Source organism: Pseudonocardia petroleophila (assembly GCF_014235185.1).
In the GTDB taxonomy this organism is placed as follows: Bacteria; Actinomycetota; Actinomycetes; order Mycobacteriales; family Pseudonocardiaceae; genus Pseudonocardia; species Pseudonocardia petroleophila.
The window spans coordinates 5764627-5788222 of sequence record NZ_CP060131.1; the positions used below are offsets into that span (position 1 = coordinate 5764627).

Here is a 23596-nt window from a genome sequence, read left to right on the forward strand (position 1 = left end):
TACTTCTACAGTTCGTAGATGCTGCTGGCGTGGCACAGTCGACCTGCCCGGCCGACGGCGGACGAGAAGGGCGACCCGAGATGACCTCCCCGGTGACCACCGAGCAGGATCGGCTGGTCGAGCTGTCCGTGTCCGGGATGACGTGCGCGGCCTGCGCCGCCCGGGTCGAGCGCAAGCTCAACCGGCTCACCGGTGTGTCCGCCAGCGTCAACTACGCCACGGGGCGGGCCACGGTGTCCACACATCCGGACGTCGCCGACGAGATGCTGGTCGAGACCGTGGTGCGCAGCGGCTTCGGGGCGGAGCTGCTCCCGCGCGACGGCCACCGTGAACCCGACTCCGACGACGCCGGGCGCGCCCGGACGTTGTGGCGACGGCTGCTGGTCTCGGTGGTGCTGTTCGTCCCGATCGCCGACCTGTCGATCACCCTCACCGTCCTGCCGGAATGGCGCTTCCCTGGCTGGCAGTGGGTGCTGCTCGCGCTCGCGCTGCCGGTGATCGGCTGGGCGGCATGGCCGTTCCACCGGGCCGCGGTGGCGAACGCCCGGCACGGCATCGCCACGATGGACACCCTGGTCTCGCTCGGGGTGCTGGCGGCGACCGCCTGGTCGCTCTACGCGATGTTCGGCCCGCCCGGACCGCCGTCGGATGCCACCGGGCTCGATCTGCTGCTGCGCGGCGAGGACGCGATCTACCTGGAGGTCGCTGCCGGTCTGGTGACGTTCGTGCTGGCCGGGCGCTACTTCGAGGCCAAGGCCCAGCGCTCGGCCGGAACCGCGTTGCGCGAGCTCGCCGCGTTGCGGTCCGCCGACGTCGTCCTGGTGGAACCGGACGGGTCGCAGCGCCCGGTGCTGATCGGTGAGCTGCGGGTCGGGCAGCGGTTCCTGGTCCGGCCGGGCGCGTCGGTGGCCACCGACGGGCGGGTGGTGTCCGGGCAGGCCGCACTCGACACCGCCGCGATGACCGGTGAGTCGGTACCGGTGGAGGTGGGGCCGGCCGACCCGGTGGTCGGCGGTACGACCGTGCGACACGGCTCGCTCGTCGTCGAGGCCACCGGGGTGGGTCGCGACACCCAGCTCGGCGCGATGATCCGGCTGGTCGAGCAGGCACAGACCGGTGAGGCGTCGGTGCAGCGGCTCGCTGACCGAATCTGCGGGTGGTTCGTACCGGCCGTCGTCGCGCTGTCGGTGCTGACCTTCGCCGGGTGGATGCTGCTCGACGGCTCGGTCGAGCGCGCGTTCGCCGCCGCGCTCGCCGTGCTGGTGATCGCCTGCCCGTGTGCGCTCGGACTCGCCACCCCGACCGCGCTGATGGTGGCATCGGGTCGCGGGGCCCGCCTGGGCATCTTCGTCAAGGGCTACCAGGCGCTGGAGGCCACCCGCTCGATCGACACCGTCGTGCTCGACAAGACCGGCACGGTGACCAGCGGACGGATGTCGCTGGCCGAGCTGACCTGGACCGACGGCTTCACCCGTGACGAGGTGTTGCGTGCGGCCGGGTCGCTGGAGCAGGACTCGGAGCACCCGGTGGCCGCTGCAATCGTGGCGGCGGCGCTGACCGAGCTCGGTTCGCTGCCCCGCCCGACCGGGTTCACCAGTGAGCCGGGGCTCGGTGCCGCGGGCGTGGTGGACGGCCACCGGGTGCGCGCCGGGCGGGCTCGGCTGTTCGCGGACCTGGGCATCGAAGTGCCCGCGCGGCTCGACGCGCTGCGCGGCGAGTGGGAGGGGCGGGGCCGGACCACCGTCCTGATCGCCGTCGACGACGCGGTGGTCGGCCTGCTGGGCCTGGCCGATCTCGTGAAACCCTCCGCCCGCGCGGCCGTCGGGCAGTTGCACCGCCTCGGCCTGGCGACCGTGCTGCTGACCGGCGACAACACCGCGACCGCGACGGCCGTGGGCCGCGAGATCGGCGTGGGTTCCGTCGTCGCCGAGGTGCTGCCCGCCGACAAGGCCGAGCAGGTCCGGCGGCTGCAGGCGGGCGGTGCCTGTGTAGCGGTCGTCGGGGACGGGGTCAACGACGCGGCCGCGCTCGCCGTCGCCGACCTGGGCATGGCCGTCGGTGCCGGCACCGATATCGCGATCGACGCCGCCGACCTCATCCTGGTGCGTGACGACCTGCGGGTGGTGCCCGACGCGATCCGCTTGTCCCGGGCCACGCTGCGCACCATCCGCGGCAACCTGTTCTGGGCGTTCGGCTACAACGTGGCGGCGATTCCGCTGGCCGCGCTGGGCCTGCTCAACCCGCTCGTTGCCGGCGCCGCAATGGCGGTGTCGTCGCTGTTCGTGGTGTCCAACAGCCTGCGCCTGCGCCGGTTCTCCCCCGACCTCGAGGATCGCTGATGCTCCCCCCGCCGATCACGGTGCTGGCCTGGATGCCGGATATGGACCAGCCGCCGCTCACCGTCAGCCGGATGCTGACCGCCTGGACGTTCGACCCCGTCATGGTGATCCCGGTGGTGGTCGCGGCCGGGCTCTACCTGTGGGGCGTGCGGATACTGCGTCGCCGGGGCGACGCCTGGCCCCCCTCGCGGACCGCGTACTGGTTCTTCGGGCTCGTACTGGTGTTCGTCGCCACCTCGTCGGCGCTGGGCGTCTACGACCGGACCCTGTTCGTCGTCCCGGCCATCCAGCACATGCTGCTGCAGATGATCGCGCCGGTGGGACTGGCGATGGGCGCCCCGATCACGCTGGCGATGCGCACATTCCCCGTTGAATGGCGCCGCGTCGTGCTGGCCGTGGTGCACAGCGGCCCCGTGCGGTTCATCGGGCGGCCCGGCGTCGCGTTCGCCCTGTTCGCCATCACGCAGTTCGCCTTCTACTACACCCCTCTCTACGAGGCGTCGCTGCGCAACGTCTGGCTGCACGACTTCTCACACGTTCATTTCGTCCTCGTCGGGTTCCTCTTCTACTGGGCGCTGCTGGGCGTCGACCCGGTGCCGCACCGACCACCGTTCTTCTTCAAGTTCATGCTGGTGCTGGCGCTGGCCCCGATGCACATCCTCCTCGGCATCCCGATCATGCTGATGAACGACGTGCTGGCCGAGGGCTTCTACCTGGAGGTGGCGCGCAGCTGGGGCCCGACCCTGCTCGACGACCAGTCGGTCGGCGGCGGGGTGCTGTGGGGGTTCGGCGACGTGGCCGCGGCCGCGTTGATCAGTGCATTCGTGGTGCAGTGGTACCGCTCCGACGAGCGCGACGCCCGGCGCACCGACCGCGCCCTGGACCGGCAGTACGGCAGCGGCCCCACCATGCCGCCGTGGTGGCTGGAGCCCGAACAGGCCGACCGCCCGACCCCGCCCCGCGAGGCGTAGTCAGCGGCCGCGGCTGCCCCGCGTCGAAAGCATGTCCCGGTAGGCCGACGGATCGTCGTCGCCGGGGTCAGAGCGGACACCCGCCAGCTGGTCGTCGGCATGTCCTTCCAGCACCACGGTTCCACCCGTGCGGGCCCTTCGCCCCAGCTCGACCACGGCACGGCTGGTCGAGCTGGGGCGGAGGCCGTCAGTGGCTGTGTCCAGGCTCATCGACGTCGAGCACCAGCCACGGGGTCGGCAGGAGCCGCAATCGACCAGCGACGGAAACCAGCGCGTCGAGGTCGATCCCCAGCGACTGCCCGGGCTCGTGGAACGTGATGCGGTGCACAGTGAGGCCCGGCTGCAGGCGCGGCGCCACGTCGCGGTAGCCCGCGGGGAAGGTCGGCGCCGCACCGGTGCCTGCGGCCAGCTCCTCCGTCGTGACGTGGCTGAGCCGGTACGCGCTGTGCCGGTCGGTCGGGCCGAGGACGCGCGGACTACGCCAGTAGCCGTCGTAGTGGCGGATCGCGGCGACGACGGTGTCGCCGGTGAAGACCTCGCCGTAGTCGGTGAGCTCTGCCTGCAGCTTGGCGAGCAGCGGCGCGAGGTCGTGCCGCACGCGCAAGAACTCATCGGCGAGCTGGGCGAGCCCGCCCGCCGCGTCCCCGCTGCCCTCCTGCTCCCCACCTCCGCAACCGGCCACGGCGACACCGAATGCGAGCGCGAGCAGCCGCAGCAGGTGGCGCCGACCGAGCCGCCGGTCGGCGCCACGGGCCGGGGCTGCAGCGCGGGCCAAGGGGCCTCCTTGGGCAGGGCAGAGCCGCGATCGTCGTCAACCCCGACCCGACCGCGCAAGCGCCGCCCGGGTGACTACCGGTGTGCGGGACGCGACCAGTGGCATCTGCCGAGGATTCGGCCGATCCTCGTCTCGACCGACTCGCCGACGGCCAGCTGCGCCACCCGCGACCGCGAAGCCAGGGCCCGCAGGGGACGGTGACGAGGGTCAGCAGCTCCTCAACGCCTGGACATGAGCGAAGCCGAGGTGTTATACATGCATTAATTCGCATGTATTGATGACAGAGGGGCACGGACATGGGTCAGGGACACGGCCACGGCCACTCCGGGCAACAGGACCGCCGCAAGCTCGCCACGGCACTCGGAATCACACTCGTCACCGCGGTGCTCGGGGCCGTCGGGGCCGCGCTGACGGGCTCGCTCGCCCTGCTCGCCGACCTCGGACACCTACTCACCGACGCCGGCGCGCTGGCCGCGGCGTTCGTCGCCTCCATCGTGGCCGCCCGGCCCCGCACCGGGCGCCGCACCTACGGATGGGGTCGGGTGGAGGTGCTCGTCGCCGGCCTCAACGCGATCGCGCTCGTCGCCGTCGTGGCGTGGGTCGCCGTCGAGGGCGTACGGCGCCTGTTCGAGCCGGCCGAAGTTCCCGGTCTGCCGCTGCTCGTGATCGGCGCGCTCGGCCTTGTCGGCAACCTTCTGGCGCTGTGGGTGCTCTCCGGCGGGGACGGGCAGAACATGAACGTCCGCGGAGCCGCGCTGCACGTGCTGGGCGACGCGCTCGGCTCCGTCGGAGTCCTGGCGGCCGCGGTCGTCCTGCTCACCACCCGCTGGCCATACGCCGACACCGTCGCGTCGCTGTTCATCGTCGCGCTGATCCTCCCGCGCGCGCTCGGACTGCTACGTGAGGTGGGTCACGTGCTGCTCGAGGGCGCCCCGCGTGACGTCGACGTCGCAACAGTCGAGGACGCGCTGCGCGCGATTCCCGGGGTCGCTGCCGTGCACGACCTCCACGTGTGGACGATCAACGACCGCTCCCCCGCTGCATCGGCACACCTGGTCGTCACGGGGACCCCGGACGCCGGATGCGGCGAGGACTCAGTGCTCGACGCAGCGTCCGCACTGCTGCGGGATCGATTCGGCGTGGCGCACAGCACGCTGCAGGTCGAACGGGACACCCACGGCGACCACGAGGACCCCTGCACGTAGCCCGACCGCACATCACGTGCCGCCGCGTGGCGTCATAGCGGACCCGGTCGGCTGGTAGACGCCGCCCTGGTCACCGTCGGCGTCAACGGACTCCAGATCGTGCAGACGGCTACAGATCTGGCCGTTCTGGAAACAGCCACGCCTTCTTCCCGATCAGATCGGCGCAGGCCGTCGCCGATGCCATGCAGGGCGTGCCCGGCGCGACCGGCGCGGCCTGCGGCGCGGCGGCAATTGCGCACCGACCGCGCCCTACGGCAGCGGCCCGACCATGCCGCCGTGGTGGCTGGAGCCCGACGAGGCCGAACGCCCGCCCCCGCCCCGGGAGGCGTAGTCAGCCGCCGCGGCTGCGGCGCAGCGTCGAGAGCATGTCCCGGTAGGCCGCCGCATCGTCGTCGCCGGGGTCGGAGCGGAAACCCGCCAGCTGGTCGTAGCGGTACCACTGGACCAGCAGCACGACCTGGGTCGTGATCAGCAGCAGCTCGCCGAGCACCAGCGACAGCACCCCGGCGAGCTGCTGGTCGGCGACCAGGTCGACCGACCACGGCAGGCCGAGCGTGCGGTAGTACTCCCCCGCGACCGCCTCGGTCCGAGTGATCAACAGCACCGCGAAGATCACGTGGAACGGCATGACGGCGAACACGACGCCGAGCCGCCCCAGGTGCGGGAGCCGCCGGGGTGCCGCGTCGGCCCCGGCCACCACCCAGCAGAACTGGTACCCGATCACCAGGATGACCACGTTGAGCGCCGTCCGCGACCAGTGCTCGCCGATCACCGTCTCGAACAGGCCAGTGAGGTAGAGCAGGTAGTAGGAGCCGCCGAACGCCACGGCGGCGAGGCCGGGGTGGGCGAGCAACCGGGCGACCGGGGAGTCGATGAGGGCCAGCAGCCACTCGTGCGGCCCGGCCGGTTCTCCGTCCCGGGCCGGGACAAGTGCGCGCAGCGCCAACGTGACCGGTGCGCCGAGCACCAGGGCCAGCGGCGCGATCATGTTCAGGGCCATGTGCGCCAGCATGTGCATGCTGAACACCGCCGGCGCGTAGGCACCCACACCCGACGAGGTGGCCAGGAACACCACCGCGCACCCGGTCACCCAGGACGCGCTCCGGGCCGGCGACCAGGTTCGCCCGGCGCGGCGCAACCGGCGCACGCCGGCGAGGTAGAGCACCGCCGCCACCACCGCCGCGGTGCCCAGCAGCAGGTCCGGTCGCCACGTGACGAGAACGTCCAGCAGCCCCGGCGCATTCGGGAGCCGGTAGCCGATGGATGCCTCGACCGGGTCGAGCGCGGTGCGGGCCGGGGGGCTACCGACGAGTCCGGTCACCGCGGCGACGGTCACGACCAGCACACCAGTCTCGACGCCCGACACGAGCGCACCGGCCCGGAACCGCGACCGGCGCAATGCGACGACGCCCAGCACGGCGACAGCAGCGAGGTCCGCCAGCACCAGCCATCCGAGCGCCGTGCCCAACGGCGGCGTGAGTGGGACGAGGACCAGTGCCGCCACTGCCCCGGAGAGCACGAGCACCGTCCAGCACACCACGGAGAACCGGCAGTACCGCTGCGTCACCGTCCCGTGCGTCGTGAGCCGGACCCCGAGCCACATCGACGCGGCGACGACGTGCAGCAGCAACGCATTCGTGGCGAGGTCGAGGTCGGGACCGCCCACTGCCCGGCTCGAGACCACGGGCGGCGCGAGCCCGGCCAGGGCCGGGAGCAGCAGTCCGACGACCGGTCGCCACCGCGTCGTCCACCAGCAGCCCAGCGCCACGACCACCGCCAGAACGGCGACCACGATCCCTGGCGTAGCGGACATGTGCTCGCCCACGACATCCAGCGGAACGAGCGACACCGCGGCCACGGCCCACACCCATGCGAACCACCAGCCGCCCGCGACCGATCGCGGCGCGGACGACCGACCGGCCGCCGATGGGCGGAAGAAGGCACCGACGACGAGCACACCGACCGCACCGGCTGCGGCGACGGCTGCGACGAACCGCAGCAGCGCCGACGGCACCCCCACACCGGTGGCCACCGCCCCGAGCACGACGACGCCGAGCGCGAGTGTCGCCAGCCCGGCGGCGGCGAACCGCCCACCACGCCGATGCGGGACCGGGTCGGGGGGCGCTAGATCGGGGGCCATTGCAACCGCGCAGAGACCGAGAGCATCCGGCTCATGATCAGCGTCCAGCCACCCGTCATCATCAGCACCGACACCGTGCACCCAGCACCGTGAACGATGTGCCGCACCGCGCGCACGGGGAGCTGAACGACACCGCCCCGGCCACCGGCGCCGGCGAAACCAGCGCAAACACGTCCACGGCCGCTTCCTCCGATGCCGACCCGGTTGCAGACACGGAACTTCTACACCGCATAGTAAGAACACCGATAGTAGAAGCCGCATGCGATGTGCCGAACCGCGGATGACATGCCACACGCTGGGCCCTTCATCGCACGGGCCGTGCTCCCGGGCGCGGTGGCAGGCAGCTGGGCCTCCGCGAGACCGAACCCGAGCCGCTGACCCGACCTGGAGCACGATGCCGACCATGCCCCCCTCACCCCGCGGCGGCGCCACAGTCGTGGCCGTCACCTGGGCCGTCGCCGGTGCGGTGCACCTGTGGATCGCGCTGGACGCCGCAGGCGCGGCGGTCGTCCTGGGTTTCGCCCTCGCCGCGGTGGCGTTCGTCGGTGCGGCCGCGCTCATCGTGGAGCCCCGCCCCGAACTGCTGGTCGCCGCCGCCGTCACCGGGGTGATCGGAGTGGGCGCGTTCGCGATCCCGCTGATCCTGCCTCTCCTCGGCATCGGTGACCCCGTAGCCGATCCCGTCAGCCCCTGGGGCATCGGCGGATTCCTCGTCGATGGGCTGACCGTCCGGCTGGCCGCATTCACGCTGCGCCGGGCTAGAGCCAGCCGACCCTCCCCGCCAGCAGGACGTAACCCAGGAACGCCACAACGTTGATCAGCGTGTGGGCGCCGACGAGCATCCACAGCCGGTTGGTTCGCTGCCAGACCCGCGCGAAGACCAGACCCATCACCAGGTTGCCGAAGAACCCGCTCGCGCCCTGGTAGAGGTGGTAGCAACCGCGCAGGAACGCCGAGGCCAACGCGGCACGGTTGGCCGACCACCCGAGCTGGCGCAGCCGGGTCAACAGGTAGCCGACCTCGACGACCTCCTCGGCCCACGCGTTCGCCGCCGACGAAGCGACCAGCAGCGGCAGCTCCCACCAGGTATCGCCCAGCGTCGTCGGCGCGATCGTCGCACTCAGGCCGGACGCCCGGGCGATCAGGTAGAGCCCGAGACCCGGGACCCCGATCAGAGCGGCGAGCCCCATCGCCCCGCCCAGGTCCCGCCCGGGACGGCTGGCGTCCAGACCCACCGACCGCAGCGTGAAACCGGCCCGCAGCAGCAGGTAGGCGCCGAGCGCACCCCAGCCGACCAGCTGCAGCACCCGGACCAGCTGCAGCGCCAGATCGACCAGCTCGACGTCCGCGGCGGGAGCGTTGAGCACCACCTGCTGCTGTGCCAGCGGTGTCGGCGCCAGCAGCGCGTCGACGAGGCTGAGTGCGCTGCGCAACGCGGACAGGCCGGTGGTGACGGTGAGCACCACGAGCAACTCGACGAGGATCAGCCGCCGGCGCCGCGGGTCCACGACGACGGGGGTGGTCGACGGAGGGGGGAGGATCCAGTCCCGCACGGTGCCCGCCACGGAGCCGACGCTATCGCCGAAGCCACCAGCCGGTGACGGCGCGCTCCGCCCGGCAAGTGACAAGCCGGCGCGGCTGTGGGCCGCGGTGAGATTCGCCATATCCCATTTGGCCTCTCGACCATCACCTTCATGTACTTCAGGGGGTTATCGGTTGACACCAGGAGTGAGGAGTTCCATGCGCACGCTCAGCCGGGTTCGCCGTCGGGCTGCGATGATCGGGCTGGTCGTGGCGATGCTGCTGTCGGCAGGTTCCATAGCGCTCGCCGGGCCGATACCCGGGCCTCCCGTGCCAGCCCCGCTCGTGCCGGGCACCCCGTGCACCGTGACGGCCAGGGCCTGCGCGGACCTGATCGGGCTGCAGGCCTGGCTGTTCCAGGACGGCCGGATCCTGCGCGGCCCGGTCCCGATCAGCATCGGCGACGAGTTCGACCCCACACCACCCGGCCGATACGCCGTGGAATGGAAGGCCAAGGACTGGGTGAGCCGCGAATACGGCACGCCCATGCCCTACTCGGTGTTCTTCGCCCCCGGCGGCATCGCGTTCCACGAAGGCAGCCTGCAGACCAGCTCCGCAGGATGTATCCGCATGGAACGGGACAACGCGGCGGCGTTCTTCGACCACCTCCAGGTCGGCGACGAGGTCCAGGTGCACAGCGATGCCCCGGCGGTCGGGTAGCAGCCCTCTCGCATCCGGGGTCGAGGCTCGCCTGTACTCGTAGCCGATCGCAGCTACCGACCCGACCCAGCGCTCGACGACCGGCGACACCGCTCCCACGATCGTCGAGATCCGGTCCCGTGGCGGGGCCCTCCGGCCCTGGCGTCGGTGAGACGGTCCACCGCCGGCTCCCGCGCAGCGGGCGTAGCGCCCGCCTTGGTGAGATCAGCCCGCCCGGTGCTCGGCACCGCTCACTGGGCCACCCTTATGCGGTGCCGGCGGTCGTCCTGGCTGTCGATGCACTCGAGGTGCTACCCGGTCACTGCCCACTTAAGCCGACATCCCCGCCGGGGATGTCCAGCCTGAGAAACGCAGGGCCGGGTGGTCGCCTGGGTCGCGCGGACCGTCGACAGGCTGAGCGCCACCAGAGCGCAGGACGAACGACGTGACGCCGACGATCAGCGGTGCACACTCCCCCGCGGGATCGGACAAGGGTTACATGGCAGGACTGCAGCGGCACGTTGCCGTCCTGCGACGCCGCTTCGGTTACGGCGCCGCGGTGGGCGGATCGGCTGCCACCGGATTGTCCTGGTGCTGCTCCAGGAGCCTCTTCAGGCGTTCGTCGTCGCGACGGGCATCGCGAGCCAGCACCCGCGCCAGCAGAGGCTCCAGCATCCGGCCCCACCCCGCTGCCCGGAACTCCATCCGGCCGAGCAGCAGGGTTGCTGCGCCCCGGGATTCGACCACGTAGGAGGCGCGCCCCGACACCCAACCGTCGGGAATCTCGAACTCCACGATCCGCGGCGGCTCGAATCGCACGAAGCGGTTGACCGCCTGCAGCTCGCGACCGGCGAACCGCCGGACGAACATGTGCTCGCTGCCCACCCCGATCGGACCGGGCGTGAGCCGGCGGACCTCGTGAAGTCCCTGTTGCCAGCGCGGCGCGTTGGTCTGGTCGGCGACGAATGCGAACACCTCGGCAGGCGCTCGATCGATGGACGTCTGGACCTCGACGACGAACACGAGCCCACCTCCTCAACCCTGCCCACTAGTGCAAGTTACTGATGTGACGCTCTAGTGGGAGCGACTAGTATGGTGTGGTGTCGTGGCCGACGTCAACGATCCATCCCGTCGCGCACGGGCTCGCCGGACGCGCAGGGGCATCGTCCAGGCGGCGCACGCCGAGCTCGTCGAGCACGGGTATCACGGCGCGACCATCGCCGCGATCGCCCGTCGCGCCGGCGTCGCCACCCAGACCGTCTACTTCGTCTTCCACACCAAGGCCGAGCTGGCCGGAAGCGTCATCGACGCCGCCGTGCTCGGCCCCGATCCGACCGTCCCGCAGGACAGCACGTGGTGGGCCGAGATGCGGTCCGCGCCCACCGCGCACCAAGCCCTGCACACGTTCGTGATCGGAGCCGCCCCACTCCTGGCCCGCGCCGCGGCGGTGTCCGAGGTCGTGCGCGCCGCGGCTCTCACCGACCCCGAGGTCCGGGCCATCCACCAGCAGCACCACAACCTGCAGGCCAGCGGCTACCGAGAGGTTGTCGACACCGTCGCGACCAGGAGTCCGTTGCGCGACGGGCTCACCCCCGAGACGGCGACCGATGTCCTGCTGACCCTCTGCGGTGATCGCTCCTACGTGCAACTCACCACCGACGGTGGCTGGACCCACGACCAAGTCGTCGAGTGGCTCATCGACGTCACCCCACTACTGCTACTTCCTCCGCGCTGAAACATCCTGGTCCGGTAGCGGGCGCCCCGTCGCGCGAGCAGAGAGGTTGACACAGGGCTCTCACAGCGGCCACGGACGACGGCGAGTCGTCGCGGGCTCCGGACGCGGCGGTGCGGGCGCGCGGGCTCCAGCGGCCAAGTGCAGCGGGTCCGGCCGCAGCAGCGAGACCGCCGCCAGGCCGGCGAGCAGCGCGCACACCGCCAGGTAGGGCCAGTTGTAGAGCGCGGTCTCGCCATCCGGATAGTAGACGACGAGCAGCCACACCGAGCCGAACACCACGTACGCGAGGCCGCGCGGCGTCCAGGCCGTCATCGCCAACAGCACCATGCCCCAGCTCACGTACCACGGCAGCATCGTCGGCGACAGCAGGGCGACAGCGAGCAGCACGACGCCCGCCTGGCGGACGGCGTCGGGCCCGCCGTCGCGAGCCGCCCACCACTGCCGCACAGCGATCACCACCAGCACCGCCGCGCCGAGGATCCGCGCAACGTTGACGAACGGCTGCTTGTCGACCTCGGCGACGAGGTTGACGGCGGTGAACGCCACCTCGCCGACACCGGTCGGCATCGACAGCCAGTTCACGATCATCGACGGCGCGGACAGGGCGGGCAGCCAGCCCACCCCGAACCCCGCGACGAAGGTCCAGAAGGCGAACACGGCCCCGAACACGCCGAGCCCTGCCGCAGTCGCCTTCGCGAGCCGGACGCGAAACGAGCCCGGGAGCCGGGCCGCCCACACGAGCACGAGGAACGGCAGCGCCACCCCGGCGGTGGCCTTGACCGCCATCGCGCTTGTCACGATCGCGATCGCGGTGACGTGCCGCCCGCGCAGCGCGAACAGGCTGCCCGCGGCCAGCAGTCCGACGACCAGCAGGTCGTTGTGGATCCCGCCGACCATGTGGATCACCGTGACGGGGTTCGCCACCGCGATCCACAGCGCTACCGGTACCCGCCCGCCGAGGCGCCGGGTGAGCTCAGGCAGCGCCCAGACCACCAGCAGCAGGCCGGGCAGCAGGAGCAACCGCCACCCGACGACGCCGACGATCATGCTCTGCCCGGTGGCGGAGAACAGCCAGGACATGCCCTGGGCGAGCAGGATGAACAGCGGCCCGTAGGGAGCCGGGGTCTCCTGCCAGAAGTAGTGCACGTTCTCGCTGAGCACGTCCCCGAGGACATCGGGGCCGACCTGGTAGGGGTCGTGACCGCGCAGCGGCAGCGTGCCCTGGGCGAGGTAGCTGAAGACGTCGCGGGTGAACAGCGGCGGCGCCACGAGCATCGGTGCGAACCACACCGCGGCGGTGCTCAGCACCGCGCGCCCGCTCACCCGGCTCGCAAGGACGTCGCGTCCCAGCCGCACCCACGCCCACACCAGAAGCCCGACTCCGAGGTACACCAGCGCCGTCGCCATCTCGCGGCCGTGACCGTAGCGCCAGAAGCCCAGCGCTGAGTTCGTCAGCACCGGATCCCGAACCAGCACCCCGCCCGCACCGAAGCCGCCCACAACCAGGAGCACCGAACCCGTAAGGCCCAGCAGCACCGTGCGACGCGGCGGGCAACCAAAGCGTGCGAGCCACCGCGGCGCAACGGGCGCAGGCGCCTCCGGGAGGGACGCCGGTCCGTCGATCGGTGGAGAGGGCTGTGCGCTCACGGGTCATCCTGCTTCTCTCGGTGATGCCGGTTGGCCGTGATCGGTTGGCACCGAACGCGCGACCGGCAGTGCGGGCGGCTCGTGACCCTCGGGCAGGGCGTCGAGGACCATCAGGCTGGCAGTGGGGCTGCGCCCCGCTCGGCGAGCATCTGACGGATGGACTGACTTTCCGCGGTCTGGGCGGTGAGCATCTGGGCGGCCAGGTTCCGGACCTGCTGCCGCCCGGCCCGCTCGGCGGCGTAGCCCAGCATGCCGGCACCGCCTTCGTGATGGCGCAGCATCAGCTGCAGGAACAGCACATCGGCGTCTGGCCCCGTGCTGGCCCGGAGCCGGGCGAGATCCTCGGTCGAAGCCATTCCCGGCATCCGTGCCCTGCCGTCTGCGACGTGGCCCATGCCGAGCTCTGTACTCATGTCCGACATCCACCGCATGTATCCGTTGATCGAGGAGGCAGGCGCGTCCCATAGGGCGAGCCAGCCTTGCATCTGCCCGATCTGGGCGGTCTGTGCGGATTCGATGTCGAAGGCGAGGGTGCGGACGGTCGGATCGCCGCTGTTGTCGCGCGCCCAACTGGCCATCTGCACGGCGTTGCGATGATGCACGCTCATGTCCTGGGCGAACCCGACGTCGACCGAGTCCGTATCCGGCACGGCCGACCCCGCGGAGCCGGACCGCCCGAGGAGCAGGCCTCCGGTTGCCGCCAGCAGCAACAGCGCCAGCACCGCACCCGCTGCGATCACCCTCCGCGGCCAACGCGCCGGCCCGGCCGACTCGGCCGGCGGCACGTCTGCTGAGGCGTCGGCGCGGGTGTCAGCGCTGTCGGCAGGTGTCCGGCCGGTCATGATCCGTCTCCGGTGGGCTGCTCTGCGGCGGTCTCGGTCTCCGCCCGGACGCCCGGTTGCCCGGCCGCAGAGACCGGTGGGGCAGGCTTATAGGGCGGTGGAGCGTCCTGATCGAACTGGCCGGGCCCCAGCGCGTCGCAGCTGGCCCTGTTCTCGGGGTGGGTGTTCAGGTTGGCGCGAAGCGCAGCCACGAACTGGTCGATACGAGGGTCGGCGGCGTCGGCGAGCTTGAGCTGATGCCCCCAGGACTGCAACGCGATCGGCTGGTCGAGACCCGGGTACGGGGACAGCGCCATGTAGGGCCGGTCCTGAACACGGTCGGCGAGTTGCTCGAGGGCGGCACCGCCGAGCTGGTCGGGGTTGTAGGCGATCCACACCGCCCCGTGTTCCATCGAGTGCACCAGGTTCTCACTACGCACCGGCTGGTCATAGACCACGCCGGAGCAAGCGGCCCACGCCTGGTCATGCGTGCCACCGGTCGGTGGGGACTGGGTGTAGGCCACCTGCTCGGTCGGGCCGACGTGCTGGCCGCCCTCGTAGGTCTGTTCAGCGACTCCCGGGATCTGGGTCGAGGGATCCTGGTTGGCCGCCGACGGAGTGAAGGCGGAAAGCGCCTCGGCACGCGCGTTGCCGGCCTGGGACTCCAGCAGGGCGTAGCCGAAGACACCGCCCGCGAACAGCACCACCACCAGTACCGCGACGATCGTCCCCCACGGGGTTGACCGGTCGGTCACGAGCGAGGTCTTGGCCCGGTCCTGGCGGGTTCGCTTGCTCTGTTTTCCGCTGACCATCATCTCATCCTCATCACATTCGGCTGCGGCGATGACGGGAGCAGGAGGGACGACTGAGCAACACCTTGAGAGCTTTCCTGCCACCCTGTGCAGTGTCTCGTGGCGTCGATTCGAAAACTCCTGGTACGCCTTCATGGTTCACGACCCGGACTCCAAGGCGGCGATCGTCGCGCGGGCGATCGGTGCCTGCAGCGGGTTGAAGTAGGGATTGATGGACATCGCCTCGCTCAAAGCCGCCCGCGACTCATCGCGGCGACCCAGCGAGGTCAAGATCATTCCCCGGTGATAGAAATAGCTCGCATTTCGCCAACCGAGCTCAGCAGCCCGGTCCGCAAACGTGATCGCCTCGGCATAGCGGCCGTTCACGTACAGGGCCCAGGCCATCGAATCGGCACTGAAGATGCTCTGCCTCCGGCCCCATTCGGCCTCAGCCAGCCTCAACGCCTCCGCCGGCTCGCCGTGGTCGGCCGCGATCAACGCGGCCACCTGGTCGTCGGTGGACCCGTCTGCGGCGTAGAGCCGCTGCTGGACGGCGAGGACGTCGTACTGCGCCTGTGCCTCCTCGGTGCGACCCACGGCCTGCAACAATTCGCCGTACTCCAGCAGGTATCCCGGAAGCGGAACCCGGTTGGTGATTTCCTGGAAGCCCACGAGCGCATCGTCAGTGCGACCCTGTGCATAGGCCACCTTGGCCATGCCCTGCAGCAAGGCGCACGGGCACTCGGGGACGGATCAGCTACATAAGCTGTGAACGGTTCGAAAACCGCGCAGAAAGGGCGGCGAGTCAAGTGCATTTCGGGCATCGCATCCTGGCTCCGGCGAGCCGCCAACCGTGCGCGGCTGTGACCGATATTCCGTGGACAGGACCGGTGAAATGCACAGCGTCCGAGCCCTCGGAGTACTTGATGCCACACTCGGCACACCGCACCGTCCAGCACGCGCGTGATGCGGCCTGCGAGGACTCATCCGAGGAATCGTGAATCTCCCGGCCTTCGTCAGTGTTCCGCACGTTGCAGGCCGCCTGTTCGGCGATGATGCCGACCGGCGGCTCGGGACGCTGCGACGCGCGACGCGGTGCAGCCGCGAAGACGGCCGCGGCGATGACTCCGACGATGGCCAGCGGTATCCCGCCGAACACCAGCACCGCCTCCAGGGTGTTCATCGTCGAGCCCTGCGGACGGATGGAACCGTGTGGGGGTTTGTCGAACGGTGAAGGTGCACGGCAACTCCGACGGCTACCTGATCATGGCTGGCGGACGAGGCGAACTGCGTCGAGCGGGCCACGTTGGGGACCTGCGCCGTCCTGCGGTTCGACACCCCAGGCGGCACATGCAGTCGCATCAGGCGACGGTCAGCCTCGACGGAGGTCCGCGGCGACGGAACTGGCCAGCGCCGGGTCCGGGTACGGCTGCTGCGAGAACGTCGACGAGCGGTGGCGTTCGTCGCGCGGGGACCGGGAGACGGCGTCGCGGTAGCCGAATCGCCCGCCACAACGCACCGGCCAGCAAGAATAGTGATTCCGCCCCAGCGACAGCCGCAGTGACGAGCACGGCCAGCACCATCTGCAGCGGGAGGATCGCGCGGTCGCCGGAATGCTCGGTCCCGTAGGGGAGAACGGCCATCGCGGCATGCACAACGGGCTCACTGACCAATATCCCGCTGGCTGCTGCGAAGAAGCCTCGATGTCGGCCCGGCTGTGCCAGGCGCATCAGCCCCAGTGCGATTGCGGCTGCACCCAGAGTTGCTGTGTGCAGCGGGTGACTCCCGGCCACAGCTCCAGCGGTCACGGCAACCAGCACGGTTGTCATCGCTGCGAACGCCGCAGTACGCGTGCCGGGAGTCGTGATGTCACGGCCCTGCTTCATCGAGCCGCCCTCCTCGCACCCGGTATCCGGACCCATGCCGAGCGATGGGCGGTGGCGTACCGGGCAAGTCAGCGAACTGCACCTGGAAGTCCTGGGGCCGCCACGCTTCTACACAGCATAGTAGGTGCACGATCCGCCGGACCACGGGACCACAGGTTGAGGTGTCCACGACGATTCATCGCGCAGCGCGGCCATTACGACCGCCGAGTCGGGTGACGGTGATGGTCACGAAGGGTACGGCCGAGGCGAGCAGATGCCTCGTGCCGTCGAAGCGGCGGATCCGACGAGACGGACTCTGTGAGCAGTCCGCGAACATTGCGTAGTCCGCCGAACGGGCTCGACGTATGGCGTAACGACCATGCACCCGCTCGACTGCAGGACTGCGCATGTCTCCGGACCTGCACCGCGCTATCACCTCCTCGACGGACCGCTCGTGATCAGGTGCCTCGATCCGGTGCCGTGCGGTACGGCACTGCGGACCCGGCCCCCGGTGGGCGACGGCGCAGCCGGTGCCGACCGCCCCGGGACCGGGTCGGTTCCTCGGCCGGCAGGAGACCGCGACGGCGAAGCGCACCCACGGCGGCCGCGCAGCCGGCCCCGACGATGATCAGTACCACCCATGGGGCCGCCGGGACGCCGGTGGACCGGGCGATGTCCAGCGCCCAGCCGGTTCCCAGGTTGCCCAGCAGGATGCCCACGCCGCAGACGGTGTTGTAGAGCCCGTAGTGGGTGGCGACCCGGCGGTTTCCGGAGAGCGCGACGATGGTGTTCATCTCGAACGGGAACACGATCGTCGTGCCCAGGGCGAGCACCGCGGCGGACAGCACCAGCGCGATCATGCCGACCGCCCCGCCCAGGCGGCCGGGGCCCGGCGGGATGGCTTCCGCGGCGAGGAGCGGTACGAACGCCGCGGCCAGGACGAGCAGCCCGGCGGTCATCGCGCGGGCGGGACCGAGCCGGGTGCGGCACCAGGCGGTGACCCGCAGCTGGCCGAGGATGGTTACCAGCCCGGACACGGCGAACAGGACGGCGACGAGGATCGTGGCGTCGGAGGCGGTCGCGGTGACCACCCGGGCCTGCAGTGGCAGGGCCAGGTAGACCTGGAACGACAGCACGTAGGACCCGGCCATCGCCGCGGCGAACAGCAGGAACGACCGGTTGCCGAGGATCTCCCGCCAACCGGCCGAGGTCGCGTCGGCGCTGCTGTCCTGTGCACCACCGCGTGGGGGGAGCGCTCGGATCTGGAGCAGGGTGAGCACGGCGAAGACCCCTGCGGCGACCAGGCACGTCACCGAGAACGCGATGCCGGTGAGCGCCAGCCCGACGAGCGGACCGAGCAGGATGCCTGCCTGGTAGAAGACGCTGAACAGGGCGAACGCCTCGACCCGCCGCTCCCCCGCGTCGTGCGCCAGGTAGGCGCGGACCGCGGGGTTGAACAGCGCACCGGCGAATCCCGTGGCCGCCGAGGCCACGATCAGCGCCGGTACGGAGTCGACGAATCCCAGTAGCGCGAACCCGACGGTCCGCAGCGCGCACCCGGCGACGATCAGCGGCTTGTACCCGAAGCGGTCGGCCAGTGCGCCGCCGACGAGGAACATGCCCTGCTGGGCGAAGTTGCGGACCCCGAGGATCAGCCCCACCAGCCATGTCGCCAGCCCCAGCCCGCCCGACAGGTGGGCCGCCAGGTACGGGATCAACATGTAGAAGCCGAGGTTGATGGTGAGCTGGTTGAGCAGCAGCAGCCGCACCGGCCGCGGGAACGAGCGGTACTGGGCCAGCGTGCGCATCACGGGATCCGCATCGTGCGGGACCCTGTGGGGTCGACGACAGTCGTGCACCGCGTCCAGCTCGTCACCTCGCGCTCGCCCGGGTCGTCGATGCGGGCGGGATGGAGGTCGGGGGCCGCACCGAGCAGGCCGTGGCGGCCGCAGAACTCGTCGTTGTAGACGGTGTCGAAGTAGCGCTGCGGACCGTCGGGGAAGATCGCCACGATCCGGGTCCCGGCGGGATGTGTACGGGCGGCCCAGCCGGCGACCAGCCCGACCGCGCCGACGCTCCAGCCACCGCTCGCATAGCTCGTCGACGCCAGCCGGCGGCACGCCCACACGGCCTCGGCGGGCGCGACCCAGTGGACCTCGTCGAACGTCGGGTAGTCGACGTTGCGCGGGTAGATGCTCGATCCGAGGCCGCGCATCAGCCGCGGGCGGGGGGACTGGCCGAAGATCGTCGATCCGATCGCGTCGACGCCGATCACGCGCAGGCCGGGGATGTGCTCGCGGAGCACGGAGGACAGACCTGCCGAGTGACCACCGGTGCCGACCGAGCACACGAGGACGTCGATACCGTCGGTCTGCTCGAGGAGCTCATGAGCCATCGGTGCGTAGGCCGCGACGTTGTCCGGGTTGTGGTACTGGTCCGGGCAGTACGCACCCGGGTGGTCGCGCAGGATGCGGCCGACGGCGCGACGGCGCGCCTCCTGCCAGCCGCCCTCGACGCACGGCTCGTCGACCGTGTGGACCTCGGCTCCGTATGCCCGCAGGAGCCGAAGCATGAGCGGCTCCATACCGGGGTCGCTCACCAACGTCACCGGGTGTCCGTAGGCGATCCCGGCCAGGGCCAGCCCGAGGCCCAGGGTGCCGCTCGTGGACTCGACGATCCGGGCGCCGTCGGCGAGATCACCGCGTTCCCTGGCGCGCCGGACCATGTGCAGGGCCGGCCGGTCCTTGATCCCACCGGGATTGAAGCCCTCCAACTTCGCCCAGAAGCCCCGCGAGTCACCGGTGAAGGGTTGATCGATCCTGACGAGTGGGGTGTTGCCGACCACCAGCGGCAGTCGAGGAGCCGGCGGTCCGGCCAGGTCGGGTTCCGCTGCGGGAAGGGCTGCGGGCAGGGACAGGGCACGTGCAGACACGGGTACGTTCCTCGGATCACGCCGCAGGCGCGGCGACAGACGGGACAGGAGCACGACTCCGGTCCTGTCACGTCCACCGGGGCGGGCTTGCGCCGCCTCCACCCGCTCAATATATAGTCGTATCGCAAACTGTGCATGAATCTGACGGGCGGGGAGAGATTCTGATGCGAAACGCTGGGACGCCGGGCGGGCGCCAGGGGGCTCCCGCGAGCGTCACCCTCGATCTGCAGGAGCTGCTGCCCGAGGCGCTGCAGGGCGCCGATGGGATCGGGAAGGCCGACCGCTGCGTCGGCAGGCTGTCCGGTGACCTCGCCGCCGCCGCCGGGGTGGAGGACGCCCACGTGCTCGAGGCCGACGCGGGTCCGGCTCGGCTGTGTGTGCACTACGACCCGGCGCGGGCGGGTCACCAGGGCCTGCAGGATCTGGCCCGGCGCACCGCGGCCGAGCTCGCCGCCCGTTACGGGCACCTGCGGTGGCAGGCCCGCGACGGCGGTGCGGATCCCGGCCGCCTCGCCGCCCGGATCGAGCGGATCCCTGGCGTCGTCGAGGTCACCACCGGCGCGGGGGGTGCGCTGCACGTCGAGTTCGACCGCCGCCGGGTCACCGCCGAGGAGCTGGCCGAGGCGCTGGCCGAGCCGGAGACCCTCGAGCGGCCGGGCTCCGGCACCAACGTCGAACAGGCCGGCCCCGCCCAAACCGGGCACGAGCCGGGCCTCGGACCCGACAGACACGACCGCGACGAGGACGCCGGGCACGGGCACGGGCACGGGCACGGGCACGGGGGCATCTTCGGCGAGCGTAGCGAGCTGATCTTCGCGGGCCTGTCCGGGCTACTGCTGCTCGCGGGCTGGGTGATGGCGGCCTTCCTGGACACCCCCCGCCCGGCCGAGCTGGCCGTGTACTCGGCCGCGTTCTTCTTCGGCGCCTACTACACCGTGCAGGAGGCCTACCGCAGCGTTCGGGCCCGCCGCTTCGAGATCGACTTCTTGATGCTGGTGGCGGCGGCGGGCGCCGCGGTGCTCGGCGAAGTTGCCGAGGGCGCGCTGCTGTTGTTCCTGTTCAGCATCGGGCACGCCCTCGAGGGCTATGCGATGGGCCGGGCCCGCCGCGCCATCGAGGCGCTGGCCGAGATTGCCCCCAAGACCGCGCTGGTCCGCCGCGATGGCACCGGCGAGGCGGTCGAGGTGCCGGTGGAGCAGTTGCGGATCGGCGACGTCGTGGTGGTCCGGCCGAACCTGCGGCTGCCCGCGGACGGGTTCGTGATCGCCGGCACCAGCAGCGTGGATCAGGCCCCGGTCACCGGGGAGAGCGTCCCGGTGGACAAGGCCCCGGTGCCCGACGTCGCCGCCGCCGCCGCCGCCCCGGACCGGGTCGACGCCGGCTCGCGAGTGTTCGCCGGCACCATCAACGGCTCGGGCGTGCTGGAGGTGCAGGTCACCCGGCTCGCCACGGACTCCACGATGGCGCGCGTCGTGCGCCTGGTCACCGAGGCCCAGACCAAGACCTCCCCCACCCAACGGTTCACCGACCGGTTCCAGAAGATCTTCGTCCCGGCCGTGCTCGGCACCGTGTTCGCGCTGCTGTTCGCCGGGCTGGTCATCGACGAACCGTTCAGCGCCACCCTCTACCGGGCGCTCGCAGTGCTGGTCGCGGCCAGCCCGTGCGCGCTGGCCATCGCCACCCCCAGCGCCGTGCTGTCCGCGGTCGCGCGGGCGGCCCGCGCCGGCGTGCTGGTCAAGGGCGGCGCCCCGCTGGAGGAACTGGGCCGGCTCAACGCGATCGCCTTCGACAAGACCGGCACGCTGACCCGGGGCCGCCCACGCATCGCCGACGTCGTCGCGGCCGCCGGCGTCACCGAGGCCGAACTGCTCGCCGTCGCCATCGCGGTCGAGGAGCAGAGCGACCACCCGCTGGCCCGCGCCGTGGTCCGCGACGGGCGCGAGCGGCTCGACCGCACCACCCCGGTACCCCGCGCGCAGAACGTCCGAGCCGTCACCGGGCAGGGCGTGCTCGCCGAGGTCGACGGGGTACAGGTCGGCGTCGGCCGGCGCGCACTGTTCCCCGCCGACGGACCCGCCCTGCCCGCCGAGCTGGACCGCGCGGTCACCCGGCTCGAGGACACCGGACGCACCACCATGCTCGTGCGCGCCGGGAACCGGTGGCTCGGCGCGATCGGTCTGATGGACCTGCCCCGGCCCGAGGCCGCCACGGTCATCGACCGGCTGCACCGGCTGGGCATCCGCAACACCGTCATGCTCTCCGGGGACAACCAGCGTGTCGCCGACGCGATCGCCGCCGACGTCGGCGTCGACCACGCCCGGGGCGGGCTGATGCCCGAGGACAAGGTCACCGAGATCGACCGGCTGCGGGCAAGCGCCGGGCGGGTGGCGATGGTCGGCGACGGCGTCAACGACGCGCCCGCCATGGCCACCGCCACGGTCGGTATCGCGATGGGCGCCGCCGGCTCGGACGTGGCCCTGGAGACCGCCGACATCGCGCTGATGGCCGACGACCTCACGGCGCTGCCCGTCGCGGTGGGCCTGAGCCGGCGCGCCAGCCGGATCATCGCGCAGAACCTGTGGGCCAGCCTCGGGGTGGTCGCCGTCCTCATCCCGGCCACCATCCTCGGGCTCGGTATCGGACCCGCCGTGCTCATCCACGAGGGATCCACCCTGATCGTGGTGGCCAACGCGCTGCGGCTGCTGGCCTACCGCGACCGCACGTGAACCCTCGGCCCGTGCAGTCCGGGCGCAGCGGCGACCAGCCCAGCGGCGACCGGCACAACATCGACGTCGTCCGGGTGCCGCCGCGCGGTGGCGGTGCCACGGTGGCCGCGGTGTGGGCCGCCGCCGGCGTGGCGCACCGGTGGCCGGCGATCTCGATACCGGCGCCGTGCCTCGCCTGGCGACGGCGCAGGTGAGCGACAGTCGCCGAGTTCCTGTGGTCGTCTCGGCAGGCCGGCGGCGTCGCCTGGTGATCGGCGCCGGGCTGGCGCTGCTGATCGTCGTCGGGGCGGTCGCCGCGATCGTCGCCGTCGGGGGGACCGGTCCTACCGGTGCCCCGCCCGTCGGCGACGGCCGGGGCAGCGACGTGCCGATCACCGTCGAGGGCGACCGGATCCTGCGCGACGGGCAGCCGTGGTGGTTGCTGGGCTACAACTCTTTCGTCTGGTCGGGCGACTGCGGCAACGACGACGAGCAGATGTCCGCCGAGGACGTCGACGCCTGGTTCTCCTCGCTGCGCCGCGACGGGCACGCCGGGGTGCGGCTGTTCTTCTTCGAGAACTGGGACATCGCGCGGCTCGACGCCGCGGTGGAGTCGGCCAAGCGCTACGGCATCTACCTCACGATCACCCTCGACGACGCGATCGGCGGCTGCGGGGAGACGGAGAAGAACTCCGCCTGGTTCGCCGACCAGGGTGAGCGCGACGCCTTCCGCGCGCACATGACCTCGGTACTGGAGCGCTACCGCGGCGAGACCACGATCGCGTGGTTCGAGTACTTCAACGAGCCCGACTTCGCCGAGGGCCGCCTCCGCGGGTTCTACGACGAGATGGGCGCGGTGGCCGACGGGATCGACCCCGACCGGCTCTTCGCGACCGGCACCCTCGCGCCGTACGCCGTCGGCGAGGACGGGGACTTCGCGACGCTGAACGAGTCGCCGGGCGTCGACATCGCCTCGCTGCACGAGTACGACGAGAACGAGGTCGAGTCCAACCAAGGACCCGGCACCCGCGCTGACGCGGCGGGCAAGCCGGTGATCGTCGGGGAGTTCGGGCTCTACGCCTCGGAGTCGGGCGCCGGCTGCGACCGCGACTTCGCCGCGCGCGCCGAGCAGGTGCTCGCCAAGGCCAGGGTGTACACCACCGTCGCCGGCTACGCGGGCGCGATGATGTGGGCTTGGCAGCCGGGCACGAACAACGCCTCGGAGTGCGAGTACGGCAACCTCGACGTCGACCCGGCCGTCCAGGACGTGCTGCGCACCTTCACGCCCTGAGTGCCTGTCGCTGCAGGACCGCGGGCGTCCAGGACGTGAGGCGCAGCGCCGGCCACTCCACCCACGTCCCGCACCGGGTGGATCCGTGCTGCTTTCAGCCCCGGAGCGGAGCGGCGCCGCGGGCGGCGAGCAACTGTCGGATGGGCTGGCTCTCGGCGG

Annotated in this window: 20 protein-coding genes; 9 read left to right on the plus strand and 11 right to left on the minus strand. The window is 71.4% G+C overall.

The annotated features are described in order from the left end of the window. Positions 1-80 precede the first annotated feature (80 nt). Positions 81-2339 (plus strand): heavy metal translocating P-type ATPase, encoded by a 2259-nt coding sequence (locus H6H00_RS28260; RefSeq protein ID WP_185718690.1) that lies wholly within the window; start codon positions 81-83, stop codon positions 2337-2339. Next, positions 2339-3310, plus strand: coding sequence for a cytochrome c oxidase assembly protein (locus H6H00_RS28265; RefSeq protein WP_185718691.1), 972 nt, complete (start codon positions 2339-2341; stop codon positions 3308-3310). The genes H6H00_RS28260 and H6H00_RS28265 overlap by 1 nt, the downstream gene beginning before the upstream one ends. Before the next feature lie 187 nt (positions 3311-3497). Here H6H00_RS28265 and H6H00_RS28270 read toward each other — a convergent pair whose 3' ends face one another. Continuing rightward, positions 3498-4085: a hypothetical protein gene (locus H6H00_RS28270; RefSeq protein WP_185718692.1), complete on the minus strand. Its 588-nt coding sequence runs from the start codon at positions 4083-4085 to the stop codon at positions 3498-3500. A 296-nt stretch (positions 4086-4381) separates the two neighbouring features. Here H6H00_RS28270 and H6H00_RS28275 point away from each other — a divergent pair, with 296 nt between their 5' ends. Next, on the plus strand, positions 4382-5290 hold the full coding sequence (locus H6H00_RS28275; RefSeq protein WP_185718693.1) for a cation diffusion facilitator family transporter: 909 nt from the start codon (positions 4382-4384) through the stop codon (positions 5288-5290). A gap of 331 nt (positions 5291-5621) precedes the next feature. Here the strand turns inward: H6H00_RS28275 and H6H00_RS28280 are convergent, their stop codons facing one another. Beyond that, entirely contained in the window at positions 5622-7430 is a 1809-nt protein-coding gene (locus H6H00_RS28280; protein ID WP_185718694.1) for a cytochrome c oxidase assembly protein, read from the minus strand. Between the two features lie 403 nt (positions 7431-7833). On the opposite strand from H6H00_RS28280, the gene H6H00_RS28285 reads away from it, so the two are divergent. Then, positions 7834-8247, plus strand: a complete 414-nt coding sequence (locus H6H00_RS28285; RefSeq protein ID WP_185718695.1) for a hypothetical protein — start codon at positions 7834-7836, stop codon at positions 8245-8247. Here H6H00_RS28285 and H6H00_RS28290 read toward each other — a convergent pair. Beyond that, a complete protein-coding gene (locus H6H00_RS28290) occupies positions 8189-8995 on the minus strand; it encodes a CPBP family intramembrane glutamic endopeptidase (RefSeq protein ID WP_255425407.1) in 807 nt (268 codons plus the stop codon). The genes H6H00_RS28285 and H6H00_RS28290 overlap by 59 nt on opposite strands. A gap of 175 nt (positions 8996-9170) precedes the next feature. Here H6H00_RS28290 and H6H00_RS28295 point away from each other — a divergent pair, with 175 nt between their 5' ends. Continuing rightward, positions 9171-9671, plus strand: coding sequence for a L,D-transpeptidase (locus tag H6H00_RS28295; protein WP_185718697.1), 501 nt, complete (start codon positions 9171-9173; stop codon positions 9669-9671). 525 nt (positions 9672-10196) lie between these two features. Here H6H00_RS28295 and H6H00_RS28300 read toward each other — a convergent pair. Beyond that, on the minus strand, positions 10197-10673 hold the full coding sequence (locus H6H00_RS28300; RefSeq protein ID WP_185718698.1) for an SRPBCC family protein: 477 nt from the start codon (positions 10671-10673) through the stop codon (positions 10197-10199). Positions 10674-10755: 82 nt separating this feature from the next. Here H6H00_RS28300 and H6H00_RS28305 point away from each other — a divergent pair, with 82 nt between their 5' ends. Then, complete coding sequence (locus tag H6H00_RS28305; RefSeq protein ID WP_185718699.1) at positions 10756-11385, plus strand: TetR/AcrR family transcriptional regulator; 630 nt, start codon at positions 10756-10758, stop codon at positions 11383-11385. Positions 11386-11445: 60 nt separating this feature from the next. Here H6H00_RS28305 and mptB read toward each other — a convergent pair whose 3' ends face one another. From mptB to H6H00_RS28340, 7 genes are all read right to left on the minus strand, one after another. Beyond that, positions 11446-13032 carry a polyprenol phosphomannose-dependent alpha 1,6 mannosyltransferase MptB gene (gene mptB / locus H6H00_RS28310; protein WP_185718700.1) on the minus strand — a complete coding sequence of 529 codons (1587 nt, stop codon included), beginning with the start codon at positions 13030-13032 and terminating at the stop codon, positions 11446-11448. Positions 13033-13142: 110 nt separating this feature from the next. Next, complete coding sequence (locus H6H00_RS28315) at positions 13143-13874, minus strand: DUF305 domain-containing protein (RefSeq protein WP_185718701.1); 732 nt, start codon at positions 13872-13874, stop codon at positions 13143-13145. Further along, a complete protein-coding gene (locus H6H00_RS28320) occupies positions 13871-14800 on the minus strand; it encodes a thioredoxin-like domain-containing protein (RefSeq protein WP_255425409.1) in 930 nt (309 codons plus the stop codon). The genes H6H00_RS28315 and H6H00_RS28320 overlap by 4 nt, the downstream gene beginning before the upstream one ends. Before the next feature lie 3 nt (positions 14801-14803). Beyond that, entirely contained in the window at positions 14804-15361 is a 558-nt protein-coding gene (locus H6H00_RS28325) for a tetratricopeptide repeat protein (RefSeq protein ID WP_185718702.1), read from the minus strand. A gap of 88 nt (positions 15362-15449) precedes the next feature. Beyond that, the gene (locus H6H00_RS28330) at positions 15450-15827 is read right to left on the minus strand and encodes a hypothetical protein (protein ID WP_185718703.1); all 378 of its coding nucleotides are present in this window, start codon (positions 15825-15827) and stop codon (positions 15450-15452) included. Positions 15828-16967: 1140 nt separating this feature from the next. After that, positions 16968-18317 carry an MFS transporter gene (locus tag H6H00_RS28335; RefSeq protein ID WP_185718704.1) on the minus strand — a complete coding sequence of 450 codons (1350 nt, stop codon included), beginning with the start codon at positions 18315-18317 and terminating at the stop codon, positions 16968-16970. Further along, positions 18317-19387 carry a PLP-dependent cysteine synthase family protein gene (locus H6H00_RS28340; protein WP_255425891.1) on the minus strand — a complete coding sequence of 357 codons (1071 nt, stop codon included), beginning with the start codon at positions 19385-19387 and terminating at the stop codon, positions 18317-18319. Before H6H00_RS28340 ends, H6H00_RS28335 begins: the two co-directional genes overlap by 1 nt. A 218-nt stretch (positions 19388-19605) precedes the next feature. On the opposite strand from H6H00_RS28340, the gene H6H00_RS28345 reads away from it, so the two are divergent. Genes H6H00_RS28345 through H6H00_RS28355 form a run of 3 tightly spaced genes read left to right on the plus strand, consistent with a single transcriptional unit; the run spans position 19606 to position 23437 of the window. After that, positions 19606-22167, plus strand: a complete 2562-nt coding sequence (locus H6H00_RS28345) for a heavy metal translocating P-type ATPase (RefSeq protein WP_185718705.1) — start codon at positions 19606-19608, stop codon at positions 22165-22167. Then, positions 22164-22361 (plus strand): hypothetical protein, encoded by a 198-nt coding sequence (locus H6H00_RS28350; RefSeq protein WP_185718706.1) that lies wholly within the window; start codon positions 22164-22166, stop codon positions 22359-22361. The genes H6H00_RS28345 and H6H00_RS28350 overlap by 4 nt, the downstream gene beginning before the upstream one ends. 20 nt (positions 22362-22381) lie before the next feature. After that, positions 22382-23437: a cellulase family glycosylhydrolase gene (locus H6H00_RS28355; protein WP_185718707.1), complete on the plus strand. Its 1056-nt coding sequence runs from the start codon at positions 22382-22384 to the stop codon at positions 23435-23437. Positions 23438-23596 lie beyond the last annotated feature (159 nt).

Coding starts and splice junctions, on each gene's coding strand:
- H6H00_RS28260 (WP_185718690.1), top strand. CDS start 81: ATGACCTCCCCGGTGACCACCGAGCAGGATCGGCTGGTCGAGCTGTCC.
- H6H00_RS28265 (WP_185718691.1), top strand. CDS start 2,339: ATGCTCCCCCCGCCGATCACGGTGCTGGCCTGGATGCCGGATATGGAC.
- H6H00_RS28275 (WP_185718693.1), top strand. CDS start 4,382: ATGGGTCAGGGACACGGCCACGGCCACTCCGGGCAACAGGACCGCCGC.
- H6H00_RS28280 (WP_185718694.1), bottom strand. CDS start 7,430: ATGGCCCCCGATCTAGCGCCCCCCGACCCGGTCCCGCATCGGCGTGGT.
- H6H00_RS28285 (WP_185718695.1), top strand. CDS start 7,834: ATGCCCCCCTCACCCCGCGGCGGCGCCACAGTCGTGGCCGTCACCTGG.
- H6H00_RS28295 (WP_185718697.1), top strand. CDS start 9,171: ATGCGCACGCTCAGCCGGGTTCGCCGTCGGGCTGCGATGATCGGGCTG.
- H6H00_RS28315 (WP_185718701.1), bottom strand. CDS start 13,874: ATGACCGGCCGGACACCTGCCGACAGCGCTGACACCCGCGCCGACGCC.
- H6H00_RS28320 (WP_255425409.1), bottom strand. CDS start 14,800: ATGAAGGCGTACCAGGAGTTTTCGAATCGACGCCACGAGACACTGCAC.
- H6H00_RS28325 (WP_185718702.1), bottom strand. CDS start 15,361: ATGGCCAAGGTGGCCTATGCACAGGGTCGCACTGACGATGCGCTCGTG.
- H6H00_RS28330 (WP_185718703.1), bottom strand. CDS start 15,827: ATGAACACCCTGGAGGCGGTGCTGGTGTTCGGCGGGATACCGCTGGCC.
- H6H00_RS28335 (WP_185718704.1), bottom strand. CDS start 18,317: ATGCGCACGCTGGCCCAGTACCGCTCGTTCCCGCGGCCGGTGCGGCTG.
- H6H00_RS28345 (WP_185718705.1), top strand. CDS start 19,606: ATGCGAAACGCTGGGACGCCGGGCGGGCGCCAGGGGGCTCCCGCGAGC.